Raw genomic sequence first — 12,929 nt, 5'->3', positions numbered from 1 at the left:
AAGAAGGAATCCATTATGAAAAGAGCAGCTATACTGCTCCTTGTTTGGACGTTGGCATGCGCACTTCCCCTATCTGCTTATGCTGCACAAACGCCAGCCACGGATAACACCAGTCTATCTGCGGAATATAGCCGACTACCTGCGGATCTACAGTCTTTTCCGGAAGATTTCTATATTCATACGGATATAATCAGCATGCCAAGTGGACAGGCTCTATTCATCGATCCGGATCAGCAGCATATCTATATGGCGGATACGAAAACGTCCACAGCACAATGGAACCAATCCTATGACCATATCTATAGCTGCAAAATGATGCCCGGTAGTCCCAAAATTGTACTAATCGTGCGGAATCAACAGCAATTGCAAAAGATTGTCCTGTCTACAAGTGGCAAGACTTTGTCTCAATTCAGCTATACGGATGCCATGCTGAAATGGCTAAGTCGCTCACCATCTGCTCAAATCGGCTGGTCCGCTCCCGACAAATCCGGACAAAAAGAAAAAGTCGCTATTCAGTCCGGCGACCGGATCTACATTTACCAGTCTCCTTGGAAAAAGCCGATTCAGACACTCACTTCACCCACCCGTCAAAATCATCTCTACGACAAGGTAATCAGTACCCGGGTGGATTATCAGGGGAATGATCTGGTAATTGCTTACCAGGCAGACCGTCTGATGCAGACCCAATCTGTATTTGAACTGTTCCATACGTCAAAAGCAACCAGCAAACCGCATATTATCCAGACACCATGGAATCTCAAAGCGCAGCTGAAGCTGGAAAATGGCGAAGCTGTCATTTATACCAGCAATATTCTGCGAAATCCGCTCGGATTGAATGCCGAAGTCCCGCATCCTATTTATGCCAGATACAATGTGAAAACAGGCAAACTGCTGGCAGAGGTAACCCGCACACTGGGTGATCAGAACAACAAATGGGAAACGGATTACAGTCAGGGTCAGCTGTTCCTCGCCGACAAGGCTGCTGGGATAATGTATCTGTATGACAGTAGCGGCAAGAAAATATGGGAGACTGCCGAGCCTTCCCAGCGAATCACTTACCGGTTTATCAAATACGAGCAGGGCATGCTGTACCTGCTGGCGGAAAATAGTAATCGGGAATTCACTATTGCCAAAGTGCCTGTGGTGATGTAATGAACCATGAATTATAAGTACAAATCAAAATCCCCCTTCGCATGGGCGATCCGCTGTATAGCGGTACCGTTGATACGAAGGGGGATTTATTTGGGACAGAATTCGCCCAAAATTTGTTAGCGTCTGATATATGGGCTATTTGCAGCTACAATCTGTGACGCTTCGGTTACGCTCAAGCAGAATCGTTGGGCGCAGCTTAGAGCGTCTCTACACCATCTTTGACTTCCAAGGACTCTCCCGCTTGCTCAGTCGTCCGAGAAACCTCGGGAGTAGCAGATTTAGTCATCGTTTGTCCGTACAGGTCTTCTTTGGTACGCAGAATCTGTGCCAGGAAAGTCAGGGTCAATCCCTGTCCCCAGCCCTGAATGCGCTTCTCCGGTACCTGACGGTAGCCATCGATATCGTTCATGACTGCTGTACCTGCCGATACGCCGGTCACTGTGCCATCATCCTTGATCCGGGCGAGGATGCCGTCGATCGATTTCTGTGTATATTTATTGTACATGCGTCCCTGTGTCAGCAGTGCAGCCGCAATACCTGCAGAACCGGACGTCTCCAGATAGGACGATTCATCATCCAGCACCGTATGCCATAATCCCTCTGGTGATTGCAGACGTACCAGCGTGCTGAGCTGATCACGCATGGAGCCGTCGATAATCATATAGGATGGATGCTGTACCGGAATGTATTTGAGTGCTTTGGACATGGTCAGCGCAGCCCAGGAGTTGCCCCGTGCCCAGTAGATCGAGGACATATGATTCTGGTTCATATGATCCCAGCCATGATAGTACAGATTGGTGTCCGGGTCCTGCAGCAACTCTTCATGACCATGATACTGCCGCAATCCATCATCAAAATAGCGCTGGTTGCCCAGCAAATGTCCGATACGCAGCAGATAATAACCAGCCATGAACATCGTATCCACCCAAGCCTGCTGCGGGAACACATCTGTCACCGAATTGACCGTATGCTGGAAAATGCCTTCGGCAAAACGCTCGGCCTTCGTATCCAGGAACTCAGCCATCTCTTTGGCAATCTGCAGATACTGCTCTTCGCCGGTCGCTTCATATAATGTGAGCAGGCAGTGACCGATTGAGACACCGTTGACCGACAGCGGCGGAAGCCCATCGGCAATATTCTCATCCACCCAGAGACGCAGCCGGTCCAGATATTCACGCTTGCCGGTTGCTTCATAGGCTTCACATACTCCGTAAAAAGCTACGCCTCCCGGCCAATCCCAGTGAAAGTCCATATTAAATGTACGTTCTACCACACGATCGATCACTTGCTTGATATGCTGTTCATCAAATTGCAATGCTGGCATAAGAATCGTCCTCCTTGGGGGAATGAAGTAGTTGCTGCTTATTCATCTGAGATACATCGTCAGCGGCTGCAGATTCAGCTCGCGGATACCTTCGATAACCAGATCGGCTACCCGGCTTGCACCGTACTCCTGGAAATGGGTATTATCCTGCGATCCAGCCGGAAAATTCATATATTCGCCAGGATACAGCCAGACGAACAGCTCCTTGCTGGCTTCGGGTCCCAGCTTCTCCAGCAGCTGACGGGTTCGCTGGGCAAGATCAATTAGCGGAACTTGCTGTTCATCCGCCAGTTCGCGCATGGCTGTCAGATAATCACCATGCGTATCTTCCAGCCGGCCCTGTGTGTCAAAAATTCGTCGACTGACCGGGGTGAGCAGGACAGGAATTGCCTGCTGATCCCGGGCAATGGTAATGTACTCGGTCAGGTACTCCTTATAGGTGGTAAATGGATCCGTATGACGGGCAGCATCTGTTTTCTCATCGTTATGACCGAACTGGATGAACAGAAAATCACCGGGATGCAGCACTTCGCGAATACGATCCAGACGTCCTTGCTGGATAAAACTTTTGGAGCTGCGACCGGATACTGCATGATTATCGACACAGACATCATGTTTGAGCCGTGAAGGCAATAGCTGTCCCCAGCCTGCATAGGGATATCCATCTGCCGGTTGGTCTGTCACCGTGGAATCACCTGCCAATACCAGCTTCAGTGTGTCCGGTACCGCTGTAATCTGCAGATAATTCAGCCTGGGCGCCCTGCCGCCAAACGACAACCGTAGCTGTCCACTGCGTACTGCAACCGTACACAGCATCTCCACCAGCTGCCCGGCCTGTGTACAGATCGGTGGCAGCAGCATTCGTGAACCATCTGCACGAATAATGGTGTGAGTGGCAGCCAGCAGATCGCCTATCGTCAGCTTTACCTGATAACAGCCATCCGGCACATCCAGTGCAAAAGTAGCTCCCAGTGGAATGCAAAAGCTGGTCTGTACATGACTGACCAGCTCTGCCTGTTCTCTGTCCAGCATCCCTATGCGGTCGCGACCGTACACTTCGCCACCGGGCAGGAATCCATGACCGTAGTCCGGCGTATACAGACTGTCCGGCGAGATGCCGATACAGCCTGCCGCCGGTTCACCGGGTCCGATATCAAAATGCCATTCCTGCGGAACGATCGGAGTAACAATGGTATCTGCAGTAGTACCTTCTTTTGCCTGCATAAGCGGTGACCCTCCCGAGATTAGAGACTATACCTGGTACATCGTGTGATGTAAGCATCGTGCCATATCAACAGGATGTTAGCCCTTGATACCGCTGCTGCTGATGCCTTCTACGATATGTTTCTGGAACAGGAAGAATACAAGAATAACCGGCAGCAGACTCACCATCGACATCGCGAACATACCGCCCCAGTTGGAGGCTGATTCGCTGTCGAGGAACATTTTTAGACCCATGGATACGGTGTATTTATCCGGTGAGTTCAGATACAGTACCGGACCGAGCAGATCCTCCCATCTCCAGTAAAAGGAGAAGATCGCTGCCGTCGCCAGTGAAGCCTTGATCAGCGGCATAATAATCTGGATGAACAAACGGAACTTGCCGCAACCATCGATCGTCGCTGCTTCATCCAGCTCTTTGGGAATCGTACGGATAAACTGCACCATTAGGAAAATAAAGAACGGTGCGCCGAAGAACTGCGGAATTACGATCGGATTGATCGTATTCAGCCAGCCCAGCTTGGTGAAAATGATGTACTGAGGTACCAGTACGACATCATGCGGCAGCATCAACGTCACCATCATGACGCCAAACCAGAAGTTACGACCGACAAAATTCAGACGAGCAAATCCAAAAGCAATCAGTGCGGACGAGATGACCACGCCAAGTGTCGACAGTACGACGATCACCAGGGAATTCCACATATAATGACCGAACGAGTAACCGCCTATTCCTTGCCAACCGGTTACATAGTTGGACCAGATCCATTCGGCAGGCAGCAGCGTCGTAGCGGTTGTGAATATCGTGCGGCTTTCCTTGAAGGAACTGAAGAACATCCAGATGATCGGATAGAGCATGAGCAGTGCCAATGCACCGACGAGGATATGATAGATCGGCCACTTGACCTTGCGCCACACGGCTCCTTTTTGCAGCCGTGTACCAGTCATAGCGCCGTATTCGCTAACAGGAACTTTGGGTTCAGCCATAACTCAGCGCCCTCCTTCCGATTCGTAGAACACCCACATCTTGGACGTTTTGAACAAAATAAGTGTGAGTACACCGATAAAGATCAGCATGACCCATGCCATCGCCGAGGCATAACCCATATTGTTGAACATGAATGCCTGACGGAACAGATACAGCGAGTACAGCATCGTACCATCCATTGGGCCGCCTTCTCCTTTGGAGATAATGTAGGCCGGAACGAATGTCATAAAGGCACTGATCGTCTGCATAATCAGGTTAAACAGGATAATCGGGCTAAGCAGTGGCAACGTAATACTGAAAAATTTGCGTACTGGATGTGCGCCATCCACGCTTGCGGCTTCATACATTTCCGGGGAAATATTTTTGAGACCGGCTAGGAAAATCAGCATTGAAGAACCAAACTGCCATACCGACAGGGTGATCAACATGCTGAGTGCAGCGCCCGGATCACCAAACCACTGCACCGGAGCAGCCCCCAGCGCCATCAGCAGTCCGTTTACAATCCCCTGCTCACTGAAAATGTTACGCCACATGATCGATACAGCTACACTGCCGCCAATGATGGATGGCAGGTAGTAGATCGTACGATAGGTGCCGATCATTTTGGAACCTGTATTCAGGATCATCGCTACGAACAAGGCAAATGTCAGACGCAGCGGTACGCCGATAAATACGTAGTAGAGCGTGACTTTAACGGAAGACCAGTACTTGGGATCACCGGTAAACATCTTCTCAAAGTTATTGAATCCCACCCAGCGCGGTGGACTGAACAAATTGTAGCTTGTAAAGGACAGATACAGCGAGATGAACATCGGGATCAGCGTAAACGCCAGAAATCCGATAATAAACGGACTAATAAAGGCATAACCAGTCAGGTTGGCCTTGAGGGAATGGTTCCGCATGAATCTGTGCACCTCCTTCAGGGGATACTTGCGTGACAGTCTCGGATATATGGACGACTATAGACTTGATGAACATGCCGGGAAAAGGAGAACCCTGCCGCCTGGCGATCACTCCGCCCTGCTGCTGCTTCTCCTTCCTCCCTGATCATCTCTACATGTTCGGTTCCTGATTGGTCTGGCGGTGATGTACTGCTACGAACCATTGCTGGTTGTGTCTATTCGGCAATCCCTGCTGATAGCGCATGGAATTGTATTTACTCGTTAAAGGCAGGTGATGGTACGTTACGGTTGGTTGTTGGACAGGATCGCATTGGCATCTGCACGGAACTTCGGTGCAGCCTCGGCAGCTGTCGTCTGTCCAAAGTTGATCTGCTCCACATAGTCGGCCAGTGTTGCGATGACTTCTGCCGAACCTACTGGTGGCGGCGGGCTCATTGGCGACGCTTTTGGTTCCATTTCGCTTACGAAATCAAATACTTGCTTTTCCGCTTCAGTCAGATCCGGTGTAACGGATTCCTTGATTTTGGAGGAGATTGGTACACCGCGCTCGCCTTTGATCAGCTTGTTGGCTTCTTCGTTATTCACCCAGAAGTCGATAAATTTGGCGGCTTCATCTTTGGACTTGGAGCTGCTTGCAATCGACCAGTACATACTTGGCTGCATGTAGATTCCTTTTTCCACATCCGGTCCGAGCATTGGAGCGAGCGCCATCGGACGATCGGCTACTTTTTGCAGGGCAACGAACTGGTTGGACCACTGCCATGTACCAATACCGGTACCTTTGACAACTGTGGATTCCTCCAGGATTCCCTTGTTCTGGCTCAGTGTTTCCTGAGAAGGAACTGCGCCTTCTTTGATCAGTTCGGCCAGCGTACCGAAGAACTCGGTGAACAATGCATCGTCTTCATAACCGAGTGCAGTACCCTCTGCATTGTACAGGGAGTGTCCTTTGGTTCTCAGGAAGTAGTTGAAGAAAATATCGGCTGCCATGGATTCGTCAAAGTACACGCCTTTTGCTTTGGCTTGCATGGCCATTTTTTTGTAATCATCCCATGTCCAGTTGGCAGGGATTTCGTTGATGCCTGCTTTTTTGAGCAGTTCCGGGTTGTACTGGTAACCGAGTACGTTAACCCCTGTCGGGATACCGTACTGCGTACCGCCGATCAGACCGGTGCTGAGTACATTCTCGCTGACATCGTCCAGCTTGATTTTGCTGCCAATGTAGGGCTTGAGATCTTCCAGCTGACCGTTTTTGGCATACTGGCTAATGTAGGAGATATCCATCTGCATAATGTCAGGCAGCTGGTTGGCAGCAGCTTGCGGAGCAAGCTTTTTCCAGTAATCGTCAAAGGAAGCATATTCAATATCGATATTCACGCCGGGGTTCTGCTTCTTGTAGAGATCGATAACTTTCTGCGTATATTCATGACGCGCATCCGATCCCCACCAGGCGATCCGCAAGGTCTTGCCATCTTGTGCGCCACCGCTGGCATTGCCTCCGCCGGAATTGCCGCATGCTGTAATCAGGAGTAAAATCGCAACCATCGTCGCCAGTGCTATTGTCTTTCTCATCTTCATTTCAGTCTCCCCTTTCGTGGTTAGGCAGCTGTGCAAGTGTGAACATTAAGTCTGGAATCAAGTATAAACAGTGTTATGTAGCATTTTGTTAACGCTTTCATATTGGGTACGCCTTTATTCTCTCAAATGCTGGAAAGCAAATGAATACACAAATCCGATGTTTTGGTTTAAAAAACAGAGTGTTCTAAATATTCAAGTGCATGATATTAAAATGCAGAACCTATTAACTTGGCTATTCCAGATTCTAATTTCTTCTGAATTCCAAAGGAAATATAATAATATAATCACGTTGTTATGTGTATTTTTATGTTTACTTTTCCATAATAAAAGTGTAAATTAATTCATGAAGTTACAATAAAGAGAAAGAATTTCTCTTGGCAATTCTAAAGAACATAGCTCCAAACGAAGTCTAACAGCAACAACCACGATTTATGATAATACTACATACGATTATATTACCTAAGATGAAAACCATGTTTATCTGTATGAAGAATCTGCTCACTCTGTTCCTCAATTAGTCATTGCAAATACTACTCAAAGCGATAAGCAAACTTTAATAACATTGTGGAGGTTAAAATGAAACTCAAAAAGTTATCATCTACCTTGACACTTGCACTGATGCTTACTTTTACATTTTCTAATCTAACACATGCTTCTTTACAAAAACCCAACGTTTATGTGAATAATCAAAAGCTGGATATTTATGCAAATGTCTCTGCAGTAGATGTTACCTATGTTCCATTTAGACCGATATTTGATAAACTCAATATGACCGTAAATTGGGACAACGACAAAAAGTCAGTAACAGCTACTAATGGAACTACAACTATTATATTAACTAATGATTCTTACACAGCATACGTCAATGATAAAGCGGTGAAACTAATTAATCCTCCATTCTACAATCCAGATGACAAACTATTTTATGTGAATTTACGCTTTGTCGCTGAATCAACAGGAGCAACAGTGAACTGGTCTAAAAATAAAACGGATGCAAACATTTATATTACAAATCCTAATTTGAAATAATGAGCAATATGAGCTAAATAAAAAATCACATCATACTATCAACGATATATTGGTCATTTTGACATCAAAATAGGATGAAATACTTTTTAATTCCATTATGTAACGTTTCATTATTAAAAAAACTGTGGAGGTTCTAATGAAGTCGCCTAAATTATTTTTTGTTCTTATAATATCAGTTGTCCTCCTTATTCCCTCTTTAAATGTTGCCCAAGCCTCGCGCGAAAAACCTGTAGTTTATGTAAACAATCAAAAGATGGATATCTATGCTGTAGTCTCAACAATTGGTGTAACTTATGTCCCGTTCAGACCCATTTTTGAAAAATTGAATATGACAGTAACTTGGGATAATATCAAAAAATCAGTAAAAGCTACTAATGGAAGTACAACTATCACATTAACTAATAATTCGTATATAGCTTATGTTAATGACAAAGAGGTGAAACTATTAGAACCTCCAGTCTATGATCCCTATGATAAACTGTTGTATGTAAATTTGCGTTTTGTCGCAGAATCCACAGGGGCAACAGTGGACTGGTCTAAAAATGAAACGGATGCAAATATTAATATCACAAATCCTAATTTGAAATAATGAATAATGTGATCCAAATAAAAAATTTCATTTCAATCTAAACAAGGTTGAAATGAGATGTTTTTATTATTAAAAATCACATCATACTATCAACGATATGTTGGTCAGTTTGAGACCAGTATAGGATGGAATACTTTTTAATTGCAATATTTAACGTGTAGTCATTAATAAAGCTGTGGAGGTTTAAATGAAATCATTTAAATTATTTTTTGTTCTTATCCTATCCGTTATACTGCTTATCCCATCTTTAAATGTTGTCCATGCCTCGCGCGAAAAACCAGCAGTTTATGTAAATAATCAACAGCTCGATATCTTTGCTGGAATAGGCTCAAAAGGTGTAACTTATGTTCCTTTCAGACCCATTTTTGAAAAACTTAATATGACAGTTGATTGGGATAGCAATAAAAAATCAGTAACTGCCAAAAATGATAAAACAACGATTACATTAACCAACAATTCTTATACAGCTTATGTAAATGGTGAAAAAGTGGATTTGTTGGCTCCGCCATTTATTGATCCTAACAACAATAGTTTTAATGTGAACTTACGTTTTGTTGCTGAATCTTCGGGAGCAAAAGTCACTTGGGTGAAAAAAGGAAATGATGCTAGTATTTATATTACAAATCCTAATCTAAATAAAAATTAAATACGATTATAATTGCCATGTCATCTCCAGCAGCTACAGTTGGAGATGACATTTTTTTATTTACTCATACAAAAGTATTCTATAAATACAGACATTGCGAAATTTAAAATGATAATACTTCCTCTTCCCTCTATCTACTCCCCGCACTTCCTGTACTCCGTCGGCGTCATGCCGGTCACCTTTTTGAACACCTGGCTAAAATACTGCGAATTGCCACCAAAGCCGAACAGCTCCGCCAATTCAAATACTTTCACATCCCCGCTGCGACGAATATGCTCGGTAGCGCGCTCGATTCGGTAGCGATTGACGTACTGGGAGAAGTTGTCGCCGGTCACTTTTTTGAAAATTTTGCCCAGATAATCGGGGTTCATGTACAGCATCTGATGGGCCACACCGTTCAATGACAGCTCAGCGTTCACATAGTTCTCCTCGATAATCTGCAGCATCTTGTTCACCACAGAGGACTGACGGTTGATATTGCTGCGGTAGTAACCCGCCGCCAGCTCCGAAGCGGCCTGCCGGATAAAGTCATGTAGCCCGGTAAGCGTCTCCAGCACTGACAGATCAGCGAGACGGCTGGTGAACCGGGAGCGCTCCTCAGCCGGATAGAGACGGATCATGACCGCATACAGCTGCAGCACATAGGAACGGGTCACCCCGATATCCAGACGCATCGCCGACAGTTCAGCGAACAATCGGTCAATCTCGGTCTCCACCTCCTGCACCTGTCCCGATTTCATGAGCAGGATAAAGCTTTCCTCGTCCAGCTCAAAGCCCGTACTTTCCCGTGAATCCGCCAGCGCTACATCCTGCCTCGTAATCACACTACCTTCACCCACATAGAAGCGGTGATTCATATACTGCTGGGTATCGCGGTACATCCGGCGCAGATCGACCATACGGTCCGGTTCGCTGAGAGCGATAGTCACTTCCAGCTTGTAGAACCCGCCGAATACTTCCTTAACCTTTTGCAATCCGTCGATAAGCCCGGTCAATGTCTGTGGATCATCCAGGAGCAGCAGCAGTTCATCCTGCATCTGGATCGTCGTGCCCATCAGCACACCTTCAAGAATATCTTCGGCGATATTTTTCAGGGCAAATAAATGCTCGTATTCATGAGAATCCTCGACCCGCATCAGCACCATACGGACCGGACGGTTCTGCAGATTGATATGGAACAGCCGTTCATAATAGTCGAGATCCCGGCTGCCGTACATTTTGTTGGAGATGAATTCTTTGAGGAACTGTTCCTTGACCTGCGGCAGCATCCGGTTAAACTGCTCGCGCATACTGATGACGAACTGTTCGCGCTCTTCCTCGGCGGCACGCTCCGACAATAGCTCGCTGATCGCTTCCTCGATCTGATGCTCGTTGCACGGTTTGACCAGATAGTGCTTGACCCCGTATTGCATGGCGCGGCGTGCATAATCAAAGTCCTTGTAGCCGGACAGCATAATAAACCGGATATCCGGGAAATGCTCATACGTCTTGGCGACCAATCCGATCCCGTCGAGACCCGGCATGGAGATATCGCTGATGACAATATCCGGACGCTTCTCGGCAATCCGTTCATATGCTTCGATCCCATTACGGGCAGTACCGACCAATTCGGTGCCGCTGCCCTGCCAATCCACTACCTGAGAGATGCCCTCCAGGATCATCCGCTCATCATCCACCAACAGCACTTTGTACATCGTACAGCTCCCCTTTCTCATATGGAATACGAATATGAAATGCAGTGACCACGTCCGGTTCGCTCTCAATACTCAGTCCATATTCAGGACCAAAGGTCAGCCGGATTCGCTCCATAATGTTATTGAGTCCAATTCCTTTGCCCCGTGTACGAACCTGCCCTTGATGCAGCCGTTCCAGAAACTCCGGCGTCATACCGGGACCGTCATCTTCTACCGTAATCTGCACCACACCCTGCTCCAGCCGGGCTGTGATGCGAATATGACAGACTTCGATCTTGGGTTCCAGGGCGTAATGAATCGCATTTTCGACCAGAGGCTGCAGCGTCAGCTTGGGAATTGGCGTATCCAACAGCTCCTCCGGCACGTCAATTGTAAAGTCCAATCGCTCCTCAAACCGCATCCGCTGAATGGTCACATAGCTGCGCACAATATCCAGTTCATCTCCGAGCCGGATCAGCTTGTCCGACATATTGACCGAGCTGCGCAGCAGGAACCCCAGCGCTTCTACCATGCGAGAGATCTCGGTCTGCTTGTTGACCTTGGCCATCCAGTTGATCGACTCCAGCGTATTATAGAGAAAATGGGGATCAATCTGTGCTTGCAGTGCCTTGAGCTCGGTCTCACGGATAATCAGCTGCTTGGCGTAATTCTCGTCGATCAGCTCCCGAATCCGCCGCAGCATCCGGTTAAAGGTACGATGCAGCAGTCCGACTTCATTCTGTGCACTGGCTGTTACCGGATCGGTCGTCAGCTCACCCAGCTGATCGAGATTACCGGTCTCTACGGTACGCATCTTCTGCAGCAGCCGCTCCATCGGCCGGGTAATACTGCGCGACAGCTTCGTCCCGAAGATCAGCGCCAGCAGAAAAATGCCGATAAATACAATCGTAACCATACGCTTGATCCAGACCATCCGCTGGAACATCTCGTCAAATGGCGTAATATGCAAATACGTCCAGCCCGTATAGGCAGACTGAATCCGCGCCGAGAAGTAGCTTTCTTCCGGCAGTGTCACCACACCATAAGGCTGGCTGCGCTGAAGCGCCTGACCGATCACCTCTTTATTCAATGTCGGTGCCAGCTCTGGTGGATACACAATCTCCTCCCCATCCGAGATAATCAGCTGGCTGCCCGAACTGCTCTCTACCTGCTGCTGTACGATCCGGTCGATACGAATGCGGACAATAATCGTCCCCAGATCGTTCAGGGTAAACGTAGATCCGCTGAATTCCTTGAACTGCCGCACTGCCAGCAGTGACCCCTGCTCTCCCACATACCAGGAGTTGGAGCCGGCTTTGGCATGTGCCAGCTTAATCAGATCGTTGCGCAGCACAGCCGGAATACCTTCACGATTGCCTGCCGACATCACTTCACCCTCGCGATCGATCGCCATCATCGAATAGACAAATTTCTCCGAGCCGGCAAAAGCGATCAGTCGGTTAGTGATCTTTTTACGGATTACATTTTTCTCATAGATGGAAGACTCCTGCTGGAGCTGGGATAGATAACGCTGCAGCTGCTCATCTGTCACTACGCGAAATGACAGATTCTCGATATCCTTGAGCTGGTTCTCGATCTCAACCGAGGACATGTTCAGCAACTCTGACGTCTTCTCGTACATCTGGCTGTCATAGGTGTTGTAGACCGTATTCAGGACCAGCAAATACGAAGCAAAACTGCCTAACATCAGCACAGAAATAAGCAGCAGCATCTGGCGATGTATACCCAGATTAATGTAAGCGCTTTTAAAACGGGTGAGCATAGTACCTTCCTCCATTACCGTAATGCAGTATGTGGTAGCTCTCA

General features: G+C 47.3%; 11 protein-coding genes. 4 read left to right on the top strand and 7 right to left on the bottom strand.

The annotated features are described in order from the left end of the window. Positions 1–15 precede the first annotated feature (15 nt). Entirely contained in the window at positions 16–1,152 is a 1,137-nt protein-coding gene (locus H065_RS0108825) for a hypothetical protein (RefSeq protein WP_017812681.1), read from the top strand. Between the two features lie 196 nt (positions 1,153–1,348). Here H065_RS0108825 and H065_RS25620 read toward each other — a convergent pair whose 3' ends face one another. The 5 genes from H065_RS25620 to H065_RS0108800 form a co-directional block, all read right to left on the bottom strand. Continuing rightward, positions 1,349–2,476: a glycoside hydrolase family 88/105 protein gene (locus tag H065_RS25620; protein WP_017812680.1), complete on the bottom strand. Its 1,128-nt coding sequence runs from the start codon at positions 2,474–2,476 to the stop codon at positions 1,349–1,351. Positions 2,477–2,518: 42 nt separating this feature from the next. Further along, positions 2,519–3,700: a rhamnogalacturonan acetylesterase gene (locus H065_RS0108815; protein WP_017812679.1), complete on the bottom strand. Its 1,182-nt coding sequence runs from the start codon at positions 3,698–3,700 to the stop codon at positions 2,519–2,521. 78 nt (positions 3,701–3,778) lie between these two features. Beyond that, positions 3,779–4,555 carry a carbohydrate ABC transporter permease gene (locus tag H065_RS0108810; RefSeq protein ID WP_407944396.1) on the bottom strand — a complete coding sequence of 259 codons (777 nt, stop codon included), beginning with the start codon at positions 4,553–4,555 and terminating at the stop codon, positions 3,779–3,781. A 132-nt stretch (positions 4,556–4,687) separates the two neighbouring features. After that, the gene (locus H065_RS0108805) at positions 4,688–5,587 is read right to left on the bottom strand and encodes a carbohydrate ABC transporter permease (RefSeq protein ID WP_017812677.1); all 900 of its coding nucleotides are present in this window, start codon (positions 5,585–5,587) and stop codon (positions 4,688–4,690) included. Positions 5,588–5,869: 282 nt separating this feature from the next. Then, the gene (locus tag H065_RS0108800) at positions 5,870–7,159 is read right to left on the bottom strand and encodes an ABC transporter substrate-binding protein (RefSeq protein WP_051058709.1); all 1,290 of its coding nucleotides are present in this window, start codon (positions 7,157–7,159) and stop codon (positions 5,870–5,872) included. A 582-nt stretch (positions 7,160–7,741) separates the two neighbouring features. Between H065_RS0108800 and H065_RS0108795 the strand changes: the two genes are divergently transcribed. The 3 genes from H065_RS0108795 to H065_RS0108785 all read left to right on the top strand — a co-directional run bounded on the left by H065_RS0108795 (position 7,742) and on the right by H065_RS0108785 (position 9,429). Next, positions 7,742–8,194, top strand: coding sequence for a copper amine oxidase N-terminal domain-containing protein (locus H065_RS0108795; protein ID WP_017812675.1), 453 nt, complete (start codon positions 7,742–7,744; stop codon positions 8,192–8,194). A gap of 136 nt (positions 8,195–8,330) precedes the next feature. After that, positions 8,331–8,783, top strand: a complete 453-nt coding sequence (locus H065_RS25615; RefSeq protein WP_017812674.1) for a copper amine oxidase N-terminal domain-containing protein — start codon at positions 8,331–8,333, stop codon at positions 8,781–8,783. Positions 8,784–8,970: 187 nt separating this feature from the next. Beyond that, on the top strand, positions 8,971–9,429 hold the full coding sequence (locus tag H065_RS0108785; RefSeq protein ID WP_017812673.1) for a copper amine oxidase N-terminal domain-containing protein: 459 nt from the start codon (positions 8,971–8,973) through the stop codon (positions 9,427–9,429). Positions 9,430–9,563: 134 nt separating this feature from the next. On the opposite strand, the gene H065_RS0108780 is transcribed toward H065_RS0108785, so the two are convergent. Further along, positions 9,564–11,123 (bottom strand): response regulator transcription factor, encoded by a 1,560-nt coding sequence (locus tag H065_RS0108780; RefSeq protein ID WP_017812672.1) that lies wholly within the window; start codon positions 11,121–11,123, stop codon positions 9,564–9,566. Further along, the gene (locus tag H065_RS0108775) at positions 11,098–12,885 is read right to left on the bottom strand and encodes a sensor histidine kinase (protein ID WP_017812671.1); all 1,788 of its coding nucleotides are present in this window, start codon (positions 12,883–12,885) and stop codon (positions 11,098–11,100) included. Before H065_RS0108775 ends, H065_RS0108780 begins: the two co-directional genes overlap by 26 nt. Positions 12,886–12,929: the final 44 nt, after the last annotated feature.

Origin of the sequence: Paenibacillus shenyangensis, from assembly GCF_000346635.1 — a bacterium.
GTDB classification, from domain to species: domain Bacteria; phylum Bacillota; class Bacilli; order Paenibacillales; family Paenibacillaceae; genus Saccharibacillus; species Saccharibacillus dauci.
Note: the sequence above shows the minus strand (reverse complement) of the source record. Positions and strands in the feature narration are given on the sequence as shown.